The 21745-nt window shown below is 71.6% G+C and carries 23 protein-coding genes; 11 read left to right on the plus strand and 12 right to left on the minus strand.

Annotation, left to right across the window (positions count from 1 at the left end; translation table 11 throughout):
* Positions 1–30 precede the first annotated feature (30 nt).
* From MFF40_RS04070 to MFF40_RS04080, 3 genes are read left to right on the plus strand one after another with little or no spacing between them, the layout of a single operon-like run.
* The gene (locus MFF40_RS04070; protein WP_238259744.1) at positions 31–438 is read left to right on the plus strand and encodes a FixH family protein; all 408 of its coding nucleotides are present in this window, start codon (positions 31–33) and stop codon (positions 436–438) included.
* The gene (locus MFF40_RS04075) at positions 435–1874 is read left to right on the plus strand and encodes an efflux RND transporter periplasmic adaptor subunit (protein ID WP_238259745.1); all 1440 of its coding nucleotides are present in this window, start codon (positions 435–437) and stop codon (positions 1872–1874) included. The genes MFF40_RS04070 and MFF40_RS04075 overlap by 4 nt, the downstream gene beginning before the upstream one ends.
* Entirely contained in the window at positions 1871–5041 is a 3171-nt protein-coding gene (locus tag MFF40_RS04080; RefSeq protein WP_238259746.1) for an efflux RND transporter permease subunit, read from the plus strand. The genes MFF40_RS04075 and MFF40_RS04080 overlap by 4 nt, the downstream gene beginning before the upstream one ends.
* Here MFF40_RS04080 and MFF40_RS04085 read toward each other — a convergent pair.
* The 7 genes from MFF40_RS04085 to MFF40_RS04115 form a co-directional block, all read right to left on the minus strand.
* Positions 4948–8202, minus strand: coding sequence for an efflux RND transporter permease subunit (locus tag MFF40_RS04085; protein ID WP_147898860.1), 3255 nt, complete (start codon positions 8200–8202; stop codon positions 4948–4950). The genes MFF40_RS04080 and MFF40_RS04085 overlap by 94 nt on opposite strands.
* Before the next feature lie 10 nt (positions 8203–8212).
* On the minus strand, positions 8213–9535 hold the full coding sequence (locus MFF40_RS04090) for an efflux RND transporter periplasmic adaptor subunit (RefSeq protein WP_147898861.1): 1323 nt from the start codon (positions 9533–9535) through the stop codon (positions 8213–8215).
* 137 nt (positions 9536–9672) lie between these two features.
* Positions 9673–10032, minus strand: a complete 360-nt coding sequence (locus tag MFF40_RS04095; RefSeq protein WP_147898862.1) for a hypothetical protein — start codon at positions 10030–10032, stop codon at positions 9673–9675.
* 100 nt (positions 10033–10132) lie between these two features.
* Entirely contained in the window at positions 10133–11170 is a 1038-nt protein-coding gene (locus MFF40_RS04100; protein WP_147898863.1) for an AraC-like ligand-binding domain-containing protein, read from the minus strand.
* Between the two features lie 457 nt (positions 11171–11627).
* On the minus strand, positions 11628–11807 hold the full coding sequence (locus MFF40_RS04105) for a hypothetical protein (RefSeq protein WP_238259747.1): 180 nt from the start codon (positions 11805–11807) through the stop codon (positions 11628–11630).
* A gap of 101 nt (positions 11808–11908) precedes the next feature.
* On the minus strand, positions 11909–12997 hold the full coding sequence (locus MFF40_RS04110) for a catalase family protein (protein ID WP_147898865.1): 1089 nt from the start codon (positions 12995–12997) through the stop codon (positions 11909–11911).
* 162 nt (positions 12998–13159) lie between these two features.
* Entirely contained in the window at positions 13160–13993 is an 834-nt protein-coding gene (locus MFF40_RS04115; protein WP_147856355.1) for an outer membrane protein, read from the minus strand.
* A gap of 201 nt (positions 13994–14194) precedes the next feature.
* Here MFF40_RS04115 and MFF40_RS04120 point away from each other — a divergent pair, with 201 nt between their 5' ends.
* The 3 genes from MFF40_RS04120 (at position 14195) to MFF40_RS04130 (ending at position 15133) form a co-directional block, all read left to right on the plus strand.
* On the plus strand, positions 14195–14437 hold the full coding sequence (locus tag MFF40_RS04120) for a hypothetical protein (RefSeq protein WP_147856356.1): 243 nt from the start codon (positions 14195–14197) through the stop codon (positions 14435–14437).
* A 61-nt stretch (positions 14438–14498) separates the two neighbouring features.
* Positions 14499–14831: an energy transducer TonB gene (locus MFF40_RS04125; protein WP_147856357.1), complete on the plus strand. Its 333-nt coding sequence runs from the start codon at positions 14499–14501 to the stop codon at positions 14829–14831.
* A gap of 101 nt (positions 14832–14932) precedes the next feature.
* Positions 14933–15133: a hypothetical protein gene (locus tag MFF40_RS04130; protein ID WP_147856358.1), complete on the plus strand. Its 201-nt coding sequence runs from the start codon at positions 14933–14935 to the stop codon at positions 15131–15133.
* A gap of 51 nt (positions 15134–15184) precedes the next feature.
* On the opposite strand, the gene MFF40_RS04135 is transcribed toward MFF40_RS04130, so the two are convergent.
* Together MFF40_RS04135 and MFF40_RS04140 are read right to left on the minus strand one after the other, a co-directional pair.
* Entirely contained in the window at positions 15185–15385 is a 201-nt protein-coding gene (locus tag MFF40_RS04135) for a hypothetical protein (RefSeq protein ID WP_147856359.1), read from the minus strand.
* Positions 15386–15478: 93 nt separating this feature from the next.
* A complete protein-coding gene (locus MFF40_RS04140; RefSeq protein WP_147856360.1) occupies positions 15479–15961 on the minus strand; it encodes a DUF2721 domain-containing protein in 483 nt (160 codons plus the stop codon).
* A gap of 577 nt (positions 15962–16538) precedes the next feature.
* Between MFF40_RS04140 and MFF40_RS04145 the strand changes: the two genes are divergently transcribed.
* Positions 16539–17387: an outer membrane protein gene (locus MFF40_RS04145; RefSeq protein WP_238259748.1), complete on the plus strand. Its 849-nt coding sequence runs from the start codon at positions 16539–16541 to the stop codon at positions 17385–17387.
* Positions 17388–17498: 111 nt separating this feature from the next.
* Here the strand turns inward: MFF40_RS04145 and MFF40_RS04150 are convergent, their stop codons facing one another.
* Positions 17499–18005: a hypothetical protein gene (locus tag MFF40_RS04150; protein WP_147853655.1), complete on the minus strand. Its 507-nt coding sequence runs from the start codon at positions 18003–18005 to the stop codon at positions 17499–17501.
* Positions 18006–18189: 184 nt separating this feature from the next.
* Here MFF40_RS04150 and MFF40_RS04155 point away from each other — a divergent pair, with 184 nt between their 5' ends.
* From MFF40_RS04155 to MFF40_RS04170, 4 genes are all read left to right on the plus strand, one after another.
* Entirely contained in the window at positions 18190–18372 is a 183-nt protein-coding gene (locus MFF40_RS04155; protein ID WP_147853654.1) for a hypothetical protein, read from the plus strand.
* Entirely contained in the window at positions 18365–18574 is a 210-nt protein-coding gene (locus MFF40_RS04160) for a hypothetical protein (protein ID WP_147898175.1), read from the plus strand. The genes MFF40_RS04155 and MFF40_RS04160 overlap by 8 nt, the downstream gene beginning before the upstream one ends.
* A 138-nt stretch (positions 18575–18712) precedes the next feature.
* A complete protein-coding gene (locus tag MFF40_RS04165; protein WP_147898174.1) occupies positions 18713–18982 on the plus strand; it encodes a GCG_CRPN prefix-to-repeats domain-containing protein in 270 nt (89 codons plus the stop codon).
* A 708-nt stretch (positions 18983–19690) separates the two neighbouring features.
* Positions 19691–21082: an L-serine ammonia-lyase gene (locus tag MFF40_RS04170; RefSeq protein ID WP_147898172.1), complete on the plus strand. Its 1392-nt coding sequence runs from the start codon at positions 19691–19693 to the stop codon at positions 21080–21082.
* Between the two features lie 44 nt (positions 21083–21126).
* Here the strand turns inward: MFF40_RS04170 and MFF40_RS04175 are convergent, their stop codons facing one another.
* Positions 21127–21348, minus strand: coding sequence for a hypothetical protein (locus MFF40_RS04175; protein ID WP_238259749.1), 222 nt, complete (start codon positions 21346–21348; stop codon positions 21127–21129).
* 20 nt (positions 21349–21368) lie between these two features.
* On the minus strand, positions 21369–21605 hold the full coding sequence (locus MFF40_RS04180) for a hypothetical protein (protein ID WP_147857153.1): 237 nt from the start codon (positions 21603–21605) through the stop codon (positions 21369–21371).
* Positions 21606–21745 lie beyond the last annotated feature (140 nt).

The following is a 21745-nucleotide window of genomic DNA, read 5'->3' on the forward strand; positions in this document are numbered from 1 at the left end:
CGGCCGGACATCGTGTTCAGGAGATTCTGTGTGACCTTTCAATTCCTTGCCCAATCCCTGGCGCGCGCCTGCAAGGCCGCGCTCGTCGGCACCGCTCTGTGTGCCCCGGCCCGGGCCGCACCGGCGGATTACCGGTTCGAACTCGTCACGCAGGAGGCCAAGGTCGGCGACGCCGTCCTGACGGTCCGCTTGGTCGACACGCGCAGCGGCCAGCCGGTCACCGACGCGGTGATCTTCGCCAAGCGCATCGACATGGCCCCCGACAGCATGGACGAGATGACCTCGACCCTCGCGCAGCTCCCGTCCACGGAGCCGGGCCTCTACCGGTTCAGGACCAAGCTCACCATGGCGGGGGGCTGGCGGTTGTCGCTGGGGGCCAAGGTCCAGGGCGAGACCGGCACCGTGAGCGACAAGCTCGTCTTCCGGGCCGTGCCGTGAACCGCGCGGCCTGGCTGGCCGGGACCCTCGCCGCCCTGGCGGCGGGGGGCGCCGGCTACGGGGCGGGGCGCGTGGGCGGCCCCGATCCGATCCCGCTGTTCGCGCGGGCCTGGGTGGGCTTCGCCGCCGGGCCGTCCGCCGCGCCGGAGGCCGCCACGGGGCCGGTGGTCTATTACCAGGATCCGGACGGCAAGCCGGTCTACTCCCTGTCGCCGATGATGACCGAGGACGGGCGCCTGTTCCGGGCCGTCCAGGCCAGCGAGGATCTACGATTCGACCGGCCCGCCGCCGAGGACGTTCCGGGTCGGGCCGGGCCGGGGGAGGGCGACGGGCCAAAAAAAGATCCCGGCCGAACGGTGCGCTACTACCGCAACCCGATGGGTCTGCCCGACACCTCGCCGACACCCAAAACGGATTCGATGGGCATGGACTACATCCCGGTCTACGCCGGCGACGACCCGGATCCGAGCACCATCACGGTCTCGCCGGGCCGGATCCAGCGCACCGGCGTGCGCAGCGCCGTGGTCGAGCGCCGGGTCGTGTCCCGGCCGGTCCGGGTGCCGGGCACGGTGGCGCTCGACGAGCGCCGGGTCACCGTTGTGGCGACCCGGGCCGACGCCTATGTCGACCATGTCGAGGATGTCACCACCGGCGACCGTGTCCGGAAGGGCCAGAATCTGGTCTCGGTCTACGCGCCGGAGATCAACGCCGCCGCCGCGCAGCTCATCGCCAATCCGGGCTTCGACGGCGCCCGGCGCCGCATCCGCAACCTGAACGTCTCCGAGGCGGTGATCGCCGAGATGGAGCGGACCCGGACGGTGCCCCGCGCCATCACCTGGGTTTCGCCGCGCGACGGGCTGGTGCTCGAGCGGCGGGCCGTGGAGGGCATGAAGGCCGCGGCCGGCGACACCCTGTTCCGGATCGCCGACCTGTCGCAGGTCTGGGTGCTGGCAGACGTGCCGGAGCGCGACCTCGCCGGCATCCGCGTGGGTCAGGCCGCAACCGTGCGGGTGCCCGGCCGGACCGCCACCGGCCGGGTCGGAGTGATCTACCCGCAGGTGAACCGGGAGACCCGCGCGACCCGCATCCGGATCGAATTGCCGAACCCGGACGGGCTGCTCCTGCCCGACATGTATGCGGACGTCGAGATCGCCACGGGCGCCACCGAGCCGGTGGTGGCGGTGCCGGAAGAAGCCGTGCTCGAGACCGGATCGCGCCAGGCGGTGCTGATCGAGGCCGGGGAGGGCAGGTTCGCGCCCCGGGCGGTCGAGATCGGGCGGCGCGGCGACGGCTTCGTCGAGATCCGCGCGGGCCTCCGGGCCGGCGAGCGGGTCGTCACCGCGGCCAATTTCCTGATCGACGCCGAGAGCAACCTGAAGGCGGCGCTGGCAAGCCTCGCCGCCCCGCCGGCCGCCGACGGGGAGGGCGACCCATGATCGCCCGGCTGATCGCCTGGTCGGCGCGCAACCGCGTGCTCGTGCTGATCGCCACCGCCTTCGCGGTGGCGGCGGGCGTCCAGGCCCTGCGCACCCTGCCGCTCGACGCCATCCCGGACCTCTCGGACGTACAGACCATCGTCTACACCGAGTATCCCGGCCAGGCGCCGCAGGTGGTCGAGGACCAAGTCACCTACCCGCTGACCACCGCGATGCTGACCGTGCCGCGGGCCAAGGTCGTGCGCGGGGTCTCGATGTTCGGGGTCTCGTTCGTCACCGTCATCTCCGCGGACGGCACCGACCCGTACTGGGCACGCTCGCGGGTGCTCGAAGTCCTCAACGGCGCCGGCGGCCGCCTGCCCGCCGGGGTGATCCCGACGCTCGGGCCCGACGCCACCGGGATCGGCTGGGTCTACCAGTACGTGATCCTGGCCCGGCAGCGGACGCTGGCCGAACTGCGCTCCCTGCAGGATTGGGTGGTCCGGTTCGCGGCCTCGCGCGGGGAGGGGGTGGCGGAAGTCGCCCCGGTGGGCGGCTTCGTCAAGCAATACAGCGTGGTGGTCGACCCGAACCGCCTGCGGGCGCAGGGCATCAGCCTGAACCGCCTGCGGGACGCGATCCGGGCGAGCAACGCCGATGTCGGCGGTCGAACGGTCGAGCTGTCCGAGTTCGAGGTGGTGGTGCGCGGCCGGGGCTACCTCAAGGGCACCGCCGACATCGGAGCCGTCGTGCTCAAGACCGACGCCGGCACGCCGGTGCGGGTGCGCGACGTCGCCCGGGTCGAGATCGGGCCCGACGAGCGGCGCGGGATCGCCGAGCTCGACGGCGAGGGCGAGGTCGCGGGCGGCATCGTGGTGCAGCGCTTCGGCGCCAACGCCCGCGCCGTCATCGCGAGCGTCAAGGATCGCCTGGCCGAGATCGGCAAGAGCCTGCCGTCGGGCGCCGAGATCGTGCCGGTCTACGACCGGTCGCAGCTCATCGACGCGGCGATCGCGACGCTGACCCACACCCTGGTCGAGGAATGCGCGATCGTCGCGCTGGTCTGCGTCGTGTTCCTGCTGCACCTGCGCAGCGCGCTGGTGGCGATCCTGATGCTGCCGGTGGGGATCCTGATGGCGTTTTCCGCCATGCGGGCGCTCGGGCTTGGCGCCGACATCATGAGTCTGGGCGGCATCGCCATCGCGGTCGGGGCGATGATCGACGCCGCCATCGTGATGATCGAGAACGCCCACAAGCACCTGGAGCGCGCGCCGCCGGGCCGGCCCCGGGCCGAGATCCTGGTCGGGGCCGCCGCCGAGGTCGGGCCGTCGCTGTTCCTGTCGCTCCTGGTGATCACGGTCTCGTTCCTGCCGATCTTCAGCCTGGAGAGCCAGGAAGGCCGGCTGTTCGGGCCGCTCGCCTTCACCAAGACCTTCGCGATGGCGGCGGCCGCGCTGCTGTCGGTGACCCTGGTGCCGGCGCTGATGATCCTGTTCGTGCGCGGCCGGATCGTCCCGGAGCACCGCAACCCGGTGAACCGGCTGCTGATCGGGATCTACCGGCCGCTGATCGCCGCGGTGCTGCGGGCCCGGATCCTGACGCTCGTCCTGGCGCTCGGGATGCTGGCCGCCACGATCTGGCCGGCGCGCCAGCTCGGCTCGGAATTCATGCCCGAGCTCAACGAGGGCACGCTGCTCTACATGCCCACGACCCTGCCGGGCCTCTCCGTCACCAAGGCGGCCGAGCTGCTGGCGACCCAGGACCGGATCATCAAGACGTTCCCGGAGGTCGCCTCGGTCTACGGCAAGGCGGGCCGGGCCGGCACCGCGACCGATCCGGCGCCGCTCGAGATGTTCGAGACGATCATCCGGCTCAAGGCCCCGGAGGCGTGGCGGCCCGGCGTGACGCTGGCGAGCCTGCGGGCCGAGATGGACAAGGCGCTGCAGTTTCCCGGCGTGTCCAACGCCTGGACCCAGCCGATCCGCGCCCGGATCGACATGCTGGCCACCGGCATCCGCACCCCCGTCGGCGTCAAGCTGTTCGGCCCCGATCTCGCCGCCCTGGAACCGGTCGCCCGGGCGGTCGAGGCGGTGCTCCGCACGGTCCCGGGCACGACGAGCGCCTATGCCGAGCGGGTCGTGGGCGGCACCTTCCTCGACATCACCCCGGACCGGGAGGCGCTCGGCCGCTACGGGCTCACCGTCGGCGACGTCCAGGACGTGGTGGCCACCGCGCTCGGCGCCGCCACCGTCACCACCACCGTGGAGGGGCGCGAGCGCTACGGCGTCAGCGTGCGCTACCCGCGTGCCCTCCGGTCCGACCCGCAGGCGATCGCCGATGACGTCCAGGTGGCGCTCCCGGGCGGGGGGACCGTGCCGCTCGGGGCGGTCGCGACGATCCAGCTCGTACGCGGGCCGACGTCGATCCGGAGCGAGAACGGGCGCCCCGCGCTCTACCTGTACGTCGACATCGCCGGGCGTGACCTCGGCGGCTACGTCGAAGAGGCGCGGGACGTGGTGGCCCGCGCGGTGACGCTGCCCGAGGGCGTGACGCTCCAGTGGAGCGGCCAGTTCGAGGCCCTGGAGCGGGCCGAGGCAAGGCTGCGGATCGTCGTCCCGGCGACCCTGCTGGTGATCGTCCTGCTGCTCTACCTCGTGTTCCGACGGGTGACCGAGACGCTGATCGTGCTGCTGTCGCTGCCCTTCGCGCTGGTCGGCGGCGTCTGGCTGATGTGGGCCATGGGGTTCCACCTGTCGGTCGCCGTGGCGGTGGGTTTCATCGCGCTGGCCGGCGTCGCCGCCGAGACCGGGATCCTGATGCTGGTCTATCTCGACCAGGCGCTCGCCGAGCGGCGCGGGGAGGCGGCCCGGGCCGGGCGGCCCCTCACCCGCGCGGACCTGCGCGCCGCCATCATGGTCGGGGCGGTGGAGCGGGTCCGCCCCAAGATGATGACCGTCGTGGCGATCATGGCCGGCCTCCTGCCGATCCTGTGGAGCACCGGGGCGGGCTCCGAGGTGATGCAGCGGATCGCCGTGCCGATGATCGGCGGCATGGCCTCATCGACGCTCCTGACCCTGATCGTGATCCCGGCGGTCTACGGCCTGGTCAAGGGCAGGGGCCTTCCGGCGGCGGCTGACCTGCCAGGCTCGGCCCCGGACGGGGCCGCGGCCCTTCCGAAGCGCGCGTAGAGGGCCGGCAGGACCACCAGGGTCAGCAGGGTCGCGCTGATCAGGCCGCCGATCACCACGGTGGCGAGCGGCCTCTGCACCTCGGCGCCCGTTCCGGTGGCGAGCGCCATCGGGACGAAGCCGAGCGACGCGACCAGCGCCGTCATGGCCACTGGCCGCAGGCGGGTCACGGCCCCCTCCAGGATCGCCGCCCGCAGGGGCCGGCCCTCGGCGACGAGCTGCTTGATGAAGCTCAGCATCACCAGGCCGTTCAGCACCGCGACGCCCGAGAGCGCGATGAACCCGACCGCGGCCGGCACCGACAGCGGCATGCCCCGCAGCCACAGGGCCGCGATCCCGCCGGTGAGCGCCAGCGGCACCGCGGAGAACACCAGGAGCGCGTCGCGCGCGCTGCCGAGCGCCGAGGTCAGCAGCAGGAAGATCAGGCCGAAGCAGACCGGCACCACCAGGGTCAGGCGCCGCCGGGCCGAGGCGAGGTTCTCGAACTGGCCGCCCCAGGTCACGTAGGAGCCGGCCGGCAGCGCGATCTGCTCGGCGACCTTCGCCTGCGCTTCGGCCACCAGCGAGCCGATGTCCCGGCCGCGCACGTTGGCGGTGACGACGACGCGCCGCTGGCCGTTCTCCCGCGAGATCTGGTTCGGCCCCTCGGTCACCGAGAAGCTGGCGACCTGCCGCAGCAGGACGGAGGCGACCTTGCCGTTCGGCCCCGGGGGGAGGGGGACGGGCAGGTTCTCCAGGGCCTCGCGGTCCTCCCGGACGGCGTCGGTCAGGCGCACCACGATCGGGACGCGCCGGTCGCCCTCGAACACGGAACCGGCCTCCCGGCCGCCGATCGCGGCGCCGATCACCTCCTGGATCGCTCCGGTGCTGAGGCCCAGCCGCGCCGCCTCGGTCCGGTCGATCCCGATCTCGAAGACCGGCAGCCCGGCGATCTGCTCGACCTTCACGTCGTCGGCCCCGTCGATGCCGCGCAGGATCGCGGCGATCTGGTTGGCGGTCTTGAGCATCGGCTCGAACGCGTCGCCGAACACCTTGACGGCGAGGTCGCCCCGGGTCCCGGCGAGCAGCTCGTTGAAGCGCAGCTGGATCGGCTGGGAGAACTCGTAGACGTTGCCGGCGAGGTCGCCCAAAGCCGCCTCGATCTGCGCCTGCAGGGCCGCCTTGGTGAGCGTGGGATCGGGCCACTCCGCCTGCGGCTTCAGGATCACGAAGGTGTCCGAGGCGCTCGGCGGCATCGGGTCGGAGGCGATCTCGGCGGTGCCGGTCTTCGAGAACACGGTGGCCACCTGCGGGAAGCCCGCCACGACCTCCTCGACCTTGAGCTGCATCGCCTGCGATTGGGTCAGGGAGGTCGAGGGGATCCGGCTGGCGTTGAGTGCGATGCTCTTCTCGTCCAGCAGCGGGATGAACTCGGTGCCGAGCCGGGCCGCCAGCAGGCCGGCGCCCACGAGCAGCAGCAGGGCCGCCGCCAGGAACGGCGCCGGCGCCCGGATCGCTGCGGCGAGCAGCGGCCGGTAAGCCGCCTTCAGGCCCCGGATCAGCGGATTGTCGACCTCGGTGACCCGGCCGGTGATCACGATGGCGATCATGGCCGGCACGAAGGTCAGCGACAGGACGAACGCGCAGGCCAGCGCCAGGATCACGGTCAGAGCCATCGGCTCGAACATCTTGCCCTCGACCCCCGTGAAGGTCAGGAGCGGCCCGTAGACCAGGATGATGATCGCCTGCCCGTACAGCGACGGCCGGATCATCTCCTCGGCCGAGGCCCGGACCGTCTCCAAGCGCTCCTCCAGGGTGAGCCCGCGGCCGAGCCCCTGCTGGCGCTCGGCGAGGTGGCGCAGCGCGTTCTCGGTGATGATCACCGCGCCGTCGACGATCAGGCCGAAATCGAGGGCGCCGAGGCTCATCAGGTTGGCCGAGATTTTTGCCTCGACCATGCCGGTCACCGTCATCAGCATGGCGACCGGGATCACCAGGGCGGTGACCAGGGCGGCCCGGATGTTGCCCAGCAGCAGGAACAGGATCGCGATCACCAGGGCCGCGCCCTCGGCGAGGTTCCGGGCCACCGTGCGGATCGTGGCCTCGACCAGGACCGTCCGGTCGAGCACCGTCCGCACCACGATCCCGGGCGGCAGCGTCCGCCGGAGCTGGGCCATGCGGGCCTCGACCGCGGCCGCGACCGTGCGGCTGTTCTCGCCGATCCGCATCAGGGCGGTGCCGATCACGGCCTCCCGGCCGTCCACGCTGCCCGAGCCGGTGCGCAATTCGCGCCCGAACCGCAGGGCTGCCACGTCCCGGACCCGCACCGGCACGCCGCCCCGTGTGGCCACCACCACGTCGGCGATCGCCTCCATGCTCTCCAGGCGGCCGGCGGCGCGCACGATGGTGCCCTCGCCGTTATCCTCGAGGTAGCGGGCGCCCTGGTTGGCGTTGTTGGCCTCGAGCGCCCGGACCACGTCCGCGAAGGACAGGTCGAGGGCGGTCAGCTTCGTGGGGTCCGGCTGGACATGGTACTGCTTCTCGTAGCCGCCGATGCCGTCGACCCCGGCCACCCCCGGCACGGTGCGGATCTGGGGCCGGATGATCCAGTCCTGGACGGTGCGCAGGTAGGCGTTCCGCTCCAGCTCGGTGGCGAGACTCTGGCCCTCCGGCGTCAGGTAGCTGCCGTCCGGCTGCCAGCCCGGCCGCCCCCCGGGCGAGACCGTTCGCGCGTCGGGCTTGGCGTACTGGACCGACCACATGGTGATCTCGCCCAGCCCCGTGGAGATCGGGCCCATATGCGGCTCGGCGCCGGGCGGCAGGTCGCCCTTCACCTGCGACAGGCGCTCGGCGACCTGCTGGCGGGCGAAGTAGATGTCGAGCCGCTCGTCGAAGATCGCGGTGACCTGCGAGAAGCCGTTGCGCGAGAGCGAGCGGGTGTATTCGAGCCCCTTGATGCCGGCGAGCGCTGTCTCGACCGGGTAGGTCACCTGGCGCTCGACATCGACCGGCGACAGCGACGGCGCCAGGGTGTTGATCTGCACTTGATTGTTGGTGATGTCGGGCACCGCGTCGATCGGCAGCCGGGTCAGCGCCGTGGCGCCGAAGCCCGCCGCCAGCAGCACGAGGAGCAGGACCAGCCAGCGCTGGCGGATCGCGACGTCGAGGATGCGGCTGAGCATGTCCGGCGCCTCAATCGTCGTGGCCGGCTTCGGCCTTGCCGAGCTCGGCCTTCAGCAGGAAGGTGTTGCCGACCGCGATCTCGGCGCCGGCTGCGAGCCCCGCCGTGACCGCGTAGGATTCGTCGTCGGAGCGCCCGAGTTCGACCGGGCGCATGGCGAAGCCCTCGGGCGTGCGGACGAAGACCACGCGCGCCCCCGCCACGGTCTGGAGCGCCGCCTTGGGCACCCGGACCGGCACGGGATCCCGGTCGATCTCGATCTCGGCGGTGACGAAGGTGCCGGGGCGCCAGGCCAGGTCGGCATTGGGCAGGGCGACCACGACCCGGGCCGAGCGGGTCTCCGGGTTGAGGAACGGGCTCACGAAGATCACCCGGCCCTCCTGGTGGCGGCCGCCGCCCTCCCGGCTCGGGGTGACGGTCACGCGGGCGCCCTCCTGCACCCGGGCGAGGTCGAGGGTCGGCACCGACAATTCGATCCAGACGGTGGAGAGGTCGGCCACCAGGTAGATCTCGGCCGGGTCGCCCTCCTTGCCGACCGCCGAGCCGACATCGACCTTCCGTTCGACCACCCGCCCGGCGAACGGCGCGCGCAGTTCGTAGCGGCGCAGGGTCGAGAGCGTCGGGGTCGCCTCGTCGCGCTTCTGCGCGGCCGCGACCGCGGCGGCGTCGAGCCCCAGCGCCGACAGCTTCTGGCGCGCCAGGTCGGCCCGCAGCCGGGTCTCGAGGAACGCCGCGCGGGCGCTCTGGAACGCCGATTCCGAGGCCGAGCGCGAGGCCAGCAGCGTCTGCTGACGCTCGAAGTTGATCGTCTGGAGTTCGACCTGGACGAGCGCGGTCAGGTACTCGCTCTTGGCGTCGGCGACCTCCCGGCTGTCGAGCACGGCCACGACCTCGTCCTTCTGGACGGCGTCGCCCAGGCGCTTGCGCATCTCCGCGACGGTCCCGACCACCCGGGCGGGGACCCGGGCGATCCGGTCGGTGTCGGGGGTGATGGTGCCGGGGACGAGGAGGTGGCGGGCCAGCGTCCCGCCGGTGACCGGCGCGACCGCGATGCCCTGCGCCGCCACCTGCTCGGGCCGCATCCGGATCACCCCCGCCTCGGCGTGCGCGTGGTCCGGATGCCCTTCGTCCTGGTGGCCTCGCCCTTCGGGCACGGCGGCCTGCGTCGGGCCATGATCGTGATCGTGCCCGACCGGCTCGGGCCCGGGATGACCGGCGGTCCGGGTCAAGCCGACCGCCGCGAGGCTGTCCCGGACGAACCCGGACACGCCCGGAACGGCGGCGCCGACCACGATGCCGGCGGCCAGAAGGAAAAGGGAAATGAGGAGACGCATGGGAGCCTGCTCGGCCGGGACCGCGGCGCGCCGCGCGGCGGCGTTCGGGGAATCCCGTTCAGATGACGCGTGAGGGCGAACCGGACGCCCGCGCGGGCAGGCCGGCCAGGACGCGCGCCGAGACCGGCGGCGTCGGCTCAGGCGCGGGGGGGCCGGGGCAGGCGGTCGGGCACGATCGAGGAAAGGGCGCCGGAGGTCCGGACCGCGACCGGCCGGACGGGAACCGCCGGCGGCGCCAGGGCTCCGGTCTCCAGGGGCGCGACCTGGTGGCAGCCGCAATGGAGGTGCTCGGTCACGCCGGGATCGACGCTGGTGCCGGCCTCCGCGAGCGATGGTCCGTCGATGCGGTCGTGATGGCCGCCCGCATGGAACGCCAGATCCGCCGCGAGGCCGACGCCCGGTCCGGCCAGGCAGAGGGTCAGGACGAGCGCGAGCATGCGGGCGGCGATCGCCCACCAGCCGCGCCCCGAGCGCCCCTGCCGAATCCGAGACTTCATCGCGGCCGTTATGGGCGATCCGGCCCCGGGCGCACAAGGGCCGGCGCGATCGAAGCTGCGTTCGGCCGTCCCGCGACCCGGAGGAGCGGGGCGAGGCGGCTCACGCCGACAGCCGCAGGATCCAGTCGTAGAAGTCGGCCCAGTCCCGGCGCGCCGGCAGCGGGGCGGGCGGTGCGCCGGCCTGGATCCGGGCCTGGGCGCGGACGTCCCGGGGGGCGCAGCCGAACGCGTCCCGGAAGGCCTGCGTGAAATGCGCGGGGTTCTCGAAATGCCACCGGTAGGCGACCTCCGAGATCCGCGCGAAGCGGCCGTCCCCGGCGCGGGCGAGGTCCCGGTAGGCTCGGTCGAGCCGGCGCTGGCGGATGTAGCCGGCCACGCCGCCCATCGGGGCGAACAGGCGGTAGAGGGCGCTGCGTGAGACGCCGAACCGCCCGCAGAGCGCCTCGGCGGTCAGGCCCGGGTTGTCCAGCTCGGCCTCGATCACCCGCCGGATGACGAGGAAGAGCGGCGCGCGCTCCGGCGCCCGGTCGGCCCGCGCGCGCCCGGACAGGCGCGGGACGGCGGCGGCGAGCAGCGTCGCGGTCGCCTCCGCGGCGGCCCGGGACTCGTGTTCCGAAAACCCGTCGGCATGGGCGCTGAGCGATCGGAGATGGTCCGCGAGCAACCGGCCGAACGGCGTGGTGCCGTGCAGGACCGTCCCGTGCAGCGCGTCGAGATCGACCGCCCCCGCGCCGAACAGCGGCCGCGGCAGAACCAGCGTCAGGGCGCGGTAATCCGTGGAGCTGGCGGCCAGGGGCCGGGACAGGTCGAACAGGCAGATATCGCCGGGCCCGCAATCCTGCTCGCCGCCCTCGATTTCGATCCGGGAGCGGCCAGAGACGCGGACATGCGCCAGGATGTGATCGACGCCCATCCGGGCGACCAGGGCGCGCGAGCGCTCGAACCGCAAACCGGAGGCACCCGCCCGGCACAGGATGGCATTGCCCAGGTGCCGGACCTGCGACTGTCCGCGGAAGTCGGCGACATCCTCCGGCCGGATGGCGAACTCCCAGAACGGCGCGACGGCCTCACGCCAGGCCGCGGCCTGAAGCAGACCAGGCCCGTCCCCGCCCATCTCCAGGACTGATTTCGACCGCATCACCCGAGTCGTGCATCCCGACATGCACGTGCGCAGCCGGCCACGTGCTGATGTCAGGTGCTGGTTTGCAGATCAAAGGTCAAGGTTCCACAGCTGGAATACCGGATTAACGCGTTGATAGCACTACGTAGAATATTATTCTCAAGAGCGCCGGCATCTGCGTGATCGAACGTCAGTCCATCGCGCAAGTGAAGCCAGCCTTCGTGTCATGGATTCCGAATTCGGGCCCGACGGCCCTGCCGTGAGGACTTGAACCGATCTCCGTCGGGAGCCGACGGGTGGCTTCCCGCCGCCGCAGGCGGATGGTCTTACGCGGCGTCACGCAACGCGCGCTCCGCTCCACCGGGGCCGGCGCACGAAAAACCCCGCGGGCCCGGTCGGGCTGCGGGGTTGAAGGCGGCAGGGTCGCCGGAGCGCAGGGCTCCGGGATCGACCGGTCACGCGGCGCGAGGCCGGGTCACTTTCCGCTGGGCGCCGCACCGCTGCCCGTGGCCCCGTTCCCGGTGCTGTTGCTGCCGGCGGGCGAGCCGGAGGTCGAGGTGTTGCCGTTGGGCGTGCTCTGGGCGGCCGCCATCCCGGCGCTGCCCGCGACGATGGCGAGGGCGAGAAGCGTGGTCTTGAGGGTACGGCTGGTCATGAAACGCTCACATCCCGAAGGACCGGCCAGGGCCGGCATGACCTAGACAACGGGGACGGCGCCGAGGCTGTTCCCGGGCGCCCCCGCCTCCGGCCCCGGGCTCAGACCCGCAGGGCGGCGGCGCTGGCCGGCTCGTGGAGCGGGCAGCCGTTGTGCGCGGCCCGGAACCCCGACGAGGCCGGGTAGACTGCCCGCCGCGCCCGCATGATCGAGCCGAGCGGCCGATGCGCCATCAGGCCGTGCCACGGGCTGAAGGCGAGGCCGTCGTCCAGGGCCGCGACCTTGGCCTCGCTCCAGGCCGCCTGGCGCGGCACCGTGATCCGCGCCACGGTTCGGTAGGGGCTCTCGGCCTCCGGCCACGGCACCGAGGCATCCTCCACCGGCATCGTCGCGGGGTCGGTCATGAGCTGCGCCCGCACCTCCCAGACGCCGTCATGGGCGGCGAAATAGGCGTCCACCGCCTCGCGCAGGCCGTTCGGCTTGCCGTTGACGTCGAGCGGCGCATGGGTGAGCGCGGTCAGCTCCGGGGAGACGGGCGCCACCGAGACTTTGGCGACGTAATCGCCCCAGCGCAGCGGCACCTGGCTGTAGAAGGTCTCGCCGAGGATGTGGGTCTCGGGGTGGCCGCCCAGCGCGATCACCGTCGGGCTCTGGGTCCCCAGCCCCTCCAGCACCGTCTCGACGCCGCGCAGCAGGGCCGAGAGCCCCTTCTTGAACACCTGCGGGGTGTCGGTGGTGGCGGCCAGGAGCTTGAGGCTCTTCAGGAAGGCAGCGCCGTCCCTGGCCGTGAAGGCCGGAGCGTTGGCCATCACGAAATCCTGCGTCGTGCCCTCCGATCCGGGCAGGCGCTCGCCGGCCACGCCCAGGACCTTGAGGGCGAGGCCCCGCGGGGTCGAGACGCTGTCGTCGAGGATGTCGCCCGGATTGGTCGAGAGCCGCAGGACCACATCGTGGGTCCCCGGCGTCGCGAAGGCGCCCTGGGCAAGGGGGGCGGGCAGGTCGGGCAGCACGTCGAGCCGGCCCAGGAGCAAGCCGTGCGCCTTGGCGTGCACGCCGCGCACCGCGTGGCCGTAATCCTTCAGCGTCGTGCCCTGGATCTTGGCGAATTGCGCAATCATGCCGGCGTGGATCGCGTCCTCGTCGGGCTGCGGCGTCTCCAGGTCGGGGGTGTAGCGGGTGAACGAGGCCATAGGTCGGGTTGCTCCGAGCGGGTATCGCGCGTTGGAGCCTCAACCGGTGTGTTTCCGCGCCGTTCCGGCCATATCCAACGACAAACGCCCCGGGCGCGGAAGCACCCGGAGCGTTTGCAGGCTCAGTCGCCGCCCGGCCCGATCGGCCGGGCGGCGTTGGTCTTAGTACGAGCCGAACTTGTAGTTCAGGCCGGCGCGGACCACGGCGAACTCGTCGTCGCGACGGCCGATGGCGCTGTAGAAGGCCGGGACGTTGTTGGCGGCGTTGATCACGAACGCACCCTGGTTGCGGGTGTTGCGGTCGAGGTTGACGTACAGGCCTTCGACCTTGAGCGTCACGGCCGACGAGCGGAAGAAGTTCAGGAACGAGTCGACCGGCAGGGCGTATTCCATGCCGCCGCCGACGGTCCAGCCGGTGCGGAAGCTGTCGTTGCCGGCAAAGCCGCCGAACGAACGGTCGGCGCTGCCCGAGCCGTAGGCGAAGCCGCCGGTGCCGTACACCAGGACCCGGTCGAAGGCGTAGCCGAGACGACCGCGGACGGTGCCGAAGAAGTCGAGGCTCGACAGGCCGCGCGGGTCGGTCACGTAGAAGCCCGGACGCAGCGCGCCGCCGGTCACGAAGGCGTTGTTCCGGCCACGGCCGAAGTCGAGGTACTGGGCGTCGGCCTCGACGCCGATGACCACGCCCGAACCTGGGGTGAACTGGTAGTTGTAGCCGACCTGGCCACCGCCGGAGAAGCCTTCCTGGTTCCGCTGGCTGAAGTTCGCCGTGGCGACGCCGGTGGCGTACGCGGCCGGGATGCCGAAGCTGGAAGCGCTGTTGCTGCTGGCGTCGAAGGCGTAGCCGGCGTTGATACCGAAGTAGGCGCCGGTCCAGGTGAACACGGGCACCGGGGTGAAGATCGGCGGCGGGGCGGCGCGACGCGGCAGGTCGGCGGCCGAGGCGGCGGCGGTCAGGGCAGTAAAGGCGGCCAACGAGGCCAGAAGCGTCTTCATAACTGGTCTTTCCCCAGCGAATGTTCCTATCCACTGAGGAATTACCCGGTTTTCCACACTCAAGCTGTATCGCCACGGCCACAGGTGCCGCGGAAGGGAATTTTGGCGCCATCGGGCCGCCGACCTGAACCATCCTGCCACCGGCCCGTTGGCGCCGGACGCCCTCGGAAACGACGGCGCGTCGCCCCACGCGGAGGCCCCATGACCAAGCTGTTCATCGCCCAGATCCGCGACGCGGACGGGGACAAGCCGCTCGTGACGGTGCGGGCGGAGGCCGAGGGCGAGGCACGCCTGTTCCTGGCGGCGGCCTACCCGGAGGCGGAGATCGCCGGCCTCACCGAGCCCAGCGACTGGACCAGCGACGCCGATACCGGCTCCCGGGCCGGCGACATCCGCGAGCATCCCGGCACCGCCTGGCAGACGCCCTCCAGCCTGGCGGATTGACTCGCATTCGAGTGATTCCCTTCACCGGCCGTCAGCCCGCCTCAGTGAGGCTGGCGCCGTGATGTCCGGCGATCCCACACCCCGGCTGCTCGCGGCCGCTTCCGCCCTCACGGGCGCCGCCGCCCTGATGGTCCGGTCGGAACCGTCATGGGCGGGCGTGCTGGTCGGCTTGTCGTGCCTGGCGCTCTGGGCCGTCGGCACCCTGGCGTCGAGAGCCGGCAAGCCGCTCGCCCTGACCAAGCCCGCCCGACCGGTGGTGCTGGAGGCGGTGATCGTCGAGAGGCCACGGCCGCCGCTGCTTCTGCCGCCCCCTCGGGCGGCAGAAGCAGCGGCGGCGAATCTTCACCCGACGGATTTGGGGAAGGTACCGACGCGTCGCCAAACCCGCGGCTAGGGATCGCGGCCCGGCTTCGTGCGGCGCCATCAACGCGAGCTTCTGCCGCAGCACCGAGGCCCGACGATCCGCGTTGCCCGCAGCCAAACACGGAGACAGGCATGGCCGACACGGCTGACGTGACCACCTACACCATCAAGCAGGCCCTTGCCGCCCAGGTCGGGGACCATATCGAGATCGCGGTCGAGGCCGAGGACGGCACCAAGCTGAAGCTGAAGGCCACCGCCGACCAGCTCGACGCCCTGGTGGGAGACCTGGAGACCATCCTGGACGCGGACGATTCGGACGGCGAATCCGCCTGACCCGCCCCTCGGGGCCGCCGGCCTTTCGGCGGCCCACCCGGGGATCCGGGCTTACCGCTTCGCCTCGAGGGCGGGCACCTCGATCAACGGGATCAGCGGCTCCAGGTCGATCATCGGGCCGCCGAGATCGAAATAGTCGTTCTCGCAGGCCAGCTCCTCGTCCTCGTCCCGCCGCCCGAACGGCAGGATGGACGACAGCATTCCGAGGCACAACGCACCGGCGATGAGGGCAACCAGAATAGCGACGCTCATGGCGGAACACTCGGACGCGGCGGACGCGTAGAATCAGGCGCCGTCGAGATTAAGACGAAGTTCCTTTGCCGTGCAATGCGAAAGGCGAGCCGGTCACGATTGGGCCGGGACCTTGTCCTGCTGGTGCTCGACTTCATCGCGCACGCCGTGACCGGCCATCAGGATCTCGGTCATGAATGCCCCGATCGCCGCGACGGTGCAGACCAGCGCCGCGCCGAAGCAGGCGAACAGGATCGAGGCGGTCGCCGCGTCGCGCATCGCTCCGACGAACAGCGTCAGCACCGCCATCCCGATCAGGCAAGCGCCGAGCGAGGCCAGGACCACGGCGACATCGAGCACGAAGGAGCGCCGCCGCAGGAAGGTCAGCCTGCGGGACAGGCGCGCGGCCTCCGTATCGGTCGCCTTGGCGATCTGTCCCGAGAGGGCATCGACCTTGTCGGAGATCCGGCCGAGGCGGGTGGAGAATACGTTCAGCAGGGTCGCGAGGGCCGACAGGAGGAAGGCCGGCGCCAGGGCGACCTGGATGATGTGGGCGATGCTGTCGGGCTCGGTGGAGCTCAAGGAGAAGCCGAACATGGGCGCGCTAGGCTCGCGGACGCGGCGCGACCGCCCGGTCTCTGGCACCGCCCCGCGCGGCGGCGGATGATCTCGGGTTCACCATGCCGGGAGCGTCACCACAGGATGGCGTCCGAGCGCAACCCACGGATCACGCCGCGGGGCCGGGGCATGCCCGGGCCACGGAGACCGTTCGCGGGATGGCGGTTATATAACGAGGGTTTACAGCCCCTACACAGGCGGCGGGGGTCGTTAATTAATCTTAACAGCCATCAATAGTCCCGGACGGGCTTGCGAGGCGCCGGCCACTCGGATCTAAGTGAGGGCGAAGCTTCCTGGTTGGTCCTGGGAATGTTCTCGAGCAAACTAGAGCCCCGTCTGCCTCGTGCGGCGGGGTTTTTTGCTGCTGGAAACGTCGAGATACAAATCTCCGGTCTCAAAGGGGCATTCTTGGGCGCGGGATGTGCTCAATCGCACGGACCCAACCACCGGCCCGGGACCCTGGAAGCGCTGTTGCACCGCTGCACTATCGCGTTTCCCCGACCTGCCGTCTCTGTTGCCGGGCACACATCCCGCTGAACGGGAGACAGAGGACCCGATGATCAAGAAGCTTCTTCTCGCGAGCGCCGCCACGGCCCTCCTGACCGGCGCCGCCTCGGCCGCCGACCTGCCGCGTCGCGCCGCCCCGCCGCCGATCTTCACCCCGGTGCCCGTGTTCACCTGGACCGGCGCCTACTTCGGTATCAACGCCGGCTACGCGTTCGACGCCAGCAGCCGCTCCAACAACTCTACCTTCGTCGTGCCGGGCGGTGTCGGCCTGACCAGCGGGCCGGCCGCCGTCGCCACCTTCCGCAACCGCAGCCAGGACGGCTTCTCCGGCGGCGCCCAGGTCGGCTACAACTATCAGTTCACCCCGGGCTCGGGCGTGGTCGTCGGCATCGAGGCCGATGCTCAGTACCTCGACTTCGGCCGCAACCGGAACAACGCCTTCGTCAGCGGCGGTGCGATTGCGCCCGGCCTGATCCTCAACGACCCGCGCGGCCTGGCCAGCCTCGACTACTTCGGCACCGTGCGCGGCCGCCTCGGCTACGCCTTCGACCGCACCCTCGTGTACGGCACCGGCGGCTTCGCCTACGGCTCGGGCAGCGCCGACCGCTCGTTCGGCGGCTACGCCGGCAACGACAGCTTCCGCACCGGCTACGCCGTCGGCGGCGGCATCGAGTATGCCCTCCCCACCGACTCGTTCCTGAACTTCTTCCGTTCGAGCGCCGTGACGCTCAAGGTCGAAGGCCTGTACGTGAACCTCGACCGCGGCACCCGCAACCAGGGTGTCCTGCTCGTCAACGCCGCCAACCTGGCACCAGCCTACGTGACCCCGATCGGTCGCCGCGACGACGAGTTCGCCGTCGTCCGCGCCGGCCTGAACTACAAGTTCGGCTCGTACTAAGCGGCGCCGAAACCGCTTGACCTGAGCATCCCCAGCCCGATCAGACTGGCTGCTTGGTCGAGAAGCGTCCCGGGATCACATCCCGGGACGTCTTCATGTTTGCGACCCCGGTCAGGCCTGGACGGCGTGCTCCAGCTCGGCCTTCGACATCCGCGAGCGGCCGGGGACGTTCTGCGCCCTAGCATTGCGCATCAGCTCGGCCTTCGTCGTGCTTTCGTGTCCTGCCTCGCGCGCCGCCGCGGCCTTCTCGGCAGCCGCCTTGGGTTGCTTCGAGTACTGCTTGCCCTTGCGCGTGTCGGCGCGCTTCTTGGCGGTGCTGGCGGCGTATTCCGCATCGGTCAGGCTCTCGCGGGCCTTCTTGGGCAGGTAGCGCTCACCGGTCTCGCCGCTCTCGGCGCCGGACTTCGTGCCCCACTCCTCCTCGGTCCATTGCGTGAGGTGGTTGTCGGACGCCTTCTTGCCGGCGTAGCCGCCGCCTTCCTTCTTGTATTCCGCGGTCGCCATCTGGGCCTTGCGGGCCGACCATTGACCGGGCTTGCCGCCCTTGTCGGATTCGGTGACCGCGCGCTTGACCCTCTCCCACAGCTTCGGATCTGTCTTCTTGGCGGTTCCCGACATCGCTGCGCCTCGCGCCTGTAGATTTGGCCGTCAACACCACGGTCGTCGCGGTGTTCCTGCGCGCGCATCCGGCCCGCTGCGACCGAACGTCGGGCACGCCGCGCCGACATCCCGACGGCCCCGCGGTCGAGGGGGGCGGATACCGGAAGCGTCTTACGCGGTTGTCCCCGAAAGGGAGTCCCGCATGCCCGACGGACCGACGGCCAACACGCAAGACCTCGCCGAGACCGAATACGACGCCCACCGCCGGGCGCGGGCGGCCGCCGGGCATCAACCAGTCCCGCCGGGCGCCGACTCCGACCAGGCATCCCCGGACGAGGGCCCGAAGGCCGGATCGCCCGACGCGAAAGGATCCCAGCATGGCTGACGGGCCGGCCGACACGCAGGCGCAGCGGATGCCCCACGGCAAGCCCAACAGCGAGGGACTGGCCGACGCGCCGCTCGATACAGCCACCGGCACGGTCAAGCCCCAGGACGGCCCGATGGATCGGGCCGGTACCGAGGCGGAGGGGGCGGCCCGGGGCGGCACCAGCCTCGGAGCGGAGCGCGACAAGTCCGGCGGCCGGTAATCCGCTCCCGGACCTGCGGACCCATTCATGTTTCCGGGCTGTCAAAGCGGAGGTCAGCCGCTATTCAGGCCGCAGGACCAATCTCCCCTCGCCTTGCGCCGGGCGGTTCCGGTGCAGGTTTGCACGGAGGGTCTGATCATGATGCACGTGAAGATGCTCGCGGCGGTTGCAGCCGTCGCCGGCGGTCTCGGCTTGGCGTCGGCCGGCGCCGCGCCGCTGGCACCGACGGCCGCCGACGCCATCACCGGCACCGCGCCGATCGCCGCGATCGCCTACGGGTGCGGTCCCGGCTTCGCCCCCGGGCCCTACGGCCGCTGCCGCCCGATCTACCGCCGGCCGCGCTTCTACGGTCCCCGCTGCTTCTTCCGCCCGACGCCCTTCGGCCCGCGGAGGGTCTGCCGCTACTGAAGCTGCCGCGCGCCGGGGCTCAACGCCCCGGCCGCATCGGGACCGGGAACGGTTTCCGGCCGTCGAAAAAGCGCAGCGGCGCCGGCACCGAACCCCCGACCGCCTCGGCGGTTGGACTTAAGGTCAGGAGTCCGTGATGGCCCGGGATCAGAGCGGCAGCGCCCACCCCTCTCCGGAGGACCGGAATGCGAGCGCGCGCGCCGGCCGGAAGCGGCTCGGTGCGAACGGCCATCCGCAGGCGGCGCCGGACGAAGGCCGAGAGGCGCCCGCACGAAGCTCGGAACCCAAGACGCCGGAACCGGACCGTGCCGCGGTCGAGGGCGGCGCCGACGGGGCGTAGCACGCCGGCGCCGCGGCCGCGCGCCGCCCGGCAAGCACCTGCCGGCGGAGGCCGGTTCCCTGTCCGACCCTCCGGCCTCCCTCCATGTGGCCGCCGGAACGACATCGGTCCGGCGCGAGGCGAGGCATTGATACCCGCCCCCGGGGGGCCTTGGCCGGGATCCGGGCCGTAATCGCCGCTTGGCGCGTTTCTTCCATTCGGAGCTGGCGGGCCTCGATACGGGACGGTCCCGATCGCCGCATGGGAAGGCCGGCTCCGGCAGGCAGGCCGCGCACGACCGGGCAGCTGCGCCTATGACGCGAAGCTGGCTTTCAGAGAAAAGGTGCCGCGGGCCATGACGGGTCCCTGCGGCCGGGACAGGCAAACCGATGTTTCTGAGCGTGTTCGACGTGTTCAAGCCGGGCCTCGGCCCCTCGTCGTCCCACACGATGGGGCCGATGACGGCGGCCGCCGACTTCTTGGACCTCCTGCGCCGGCACGAGTCGGGCGCAGGGGCGGCCGCCCTCCGGGCGACGCTGCACGGCTCGCTGGCGTTCACGGGGCGGGGACACGCCACCGACCGCGCCGTAGCACTCGGTCTCCTCGGTTTCCGGCCGGCCGATATCCCCATGGACGAGGCCGAACGCGCGCTGGAGGCGCTGCGCGTCGAGAAGCGTCTCGCTCCGGCGGGCCTGCCGGTCCTGGCCTTCGATCCGGCGACCGCGATCGTGTTCGATTACGGGCCGCCGCTGCCCGGTCACGCGAACGGCCTGGTGATTACCGCCCTCGACGCGGCGGACGCGCCGCTCGTCTCCGAGACCTACTACTCGATCGGCGGCGGCTTCGTCGTCACCGCGGCCCAGCGCGCGGCCGAGGTGCCGCCGCCCACCGCGGCCGCGGATCTGCGGCTGTGGCCGTACCCGTTCGAGACCTCGGCCGCGATGCTGCGCATGGCCCGCGACAGCGGCCTGTCGGTGGCCGCGATGAAACGCGCGAACGAGGCCGTCGGCCGCCCCGACGCGGAGGTCGATGCCGGCCTCACCCGGATCTGGCAGGCCATGAATGCCTGCGTCGAGCGCGGCCTGGCCCGCGAGGGCGAATTGCCTGGCGGCCTGCGGGTCAAGCGCCGGGCCAAGCGGATCCGGGACCAGCTCAACCGCGAGCACGGCTCGAACACCGCCCAGCCGCACGTCATGGCGGATTGGCTGAGCGTCTACGCCATGGCGGTCAACGAGGAGAACGCGGCCGGCGGCCAGGTCGTGACCGCGCCGACCAACGGCGCCGCCGGCGTCGTCCCAGCGGTTATCCGGTACTACATCGACCATTGCATCGGCGCCGATCCGGGCCGAATCCCGGAATTCCTCCTGACAGCCGCCGCCATCGGCGGCCTGATCAAGCACAACGCTTCAATCTCCGGGGCGGAGGCCGGCTGCCAGGGGGAGGTCGGCTCGGCCAGCGCCATGGCGGCGGCCGGCCTCTGTGCCGTGCTCGGCGGGACGCCCGCCCAGGTCGAGAACGCCGCCGAGATCGCCCTGGAGCATCACTTGGGGATGACCTGCGATCCCGTCGCCGGCCTGGTGCAGGTGCCCTGCATCGAGCGCAACGGGATCGGCGCAACCAAGGCGGTGGCGGCGGCCTCGCTGGCTCTGCGCGGCGACGGCTCGCATTTCATGCCGCTGGACAATTGCATCGCGGCGATGCGGCAGACCGGCGAGGAGATGAGCGCGAAATACAAGGAGACGAGCCTGGCCGGGCTCGCGGTGAACCTACCGGAATGCTGACCGGGCCAATCCACCGGACCGGCGGCGCCCGCGTCAGGCGGGGCTCAGGATTTGAGATCGACGGTGACGCGGCCGGCGCTGCGCACCGGGCCGTCCCGGCCCTCGACCAGCGCGCGCAGATCCGCCTCGTCGAGGGGTTGCCCGTCCGGCCCGGTGATGCTGATGTTGTCGTGGCCGGCGGCCCGAAAATCGCCCAGCTTCTTGAGCGCCCATTCCGGCGTCGGGCAGTTGTATGTCGCGGTCCCGTGGGGCTTCCTCGCCCGCACGACGAAAGGCGGCGCGGCCGTCATTCGAGTTCGATGCCCGCCGCGCCGAGGATGACGCGCTGCTTCAGGATCGCGATGCGGTGGGTCCGGATCGTGTGCTCGATCTGGGTGACGCCCGGATCGTCATCGGTGGCGTTCAGCAGCACGAGCGCGTCCGACAACGCGGCGATCGCGAACTCGTCCAACAGGATGTTGAACGCGAGGCGTTCCCGCAGGGTCTCGCAGGTGCAGTCAGGCTGGTCTTTCCGCTGCGGCATGTTCAATAACGAGCGGGGCCGCCGTTGGTTCTCCGGCCGTCGCCCACACGCCGCCCGGCCGCCCCCTGACAAGGCAGGCGAGCGCAGGCATGCTGGCTGAACCCGCCGCAAAGCGGGCCGCCGGCATCGTCACCGAATCG

Origin of the sequence: Methylobacterium mesophilicum (assembly GCF_022179445.1) — a bacterium.
GTDB lineage: Bacteria > Pseudomonadota > Alphaproteobacteria > Rhizobiales > Beijerinckiaceae > Methylobacterium > Methylobacterium mesophilicum.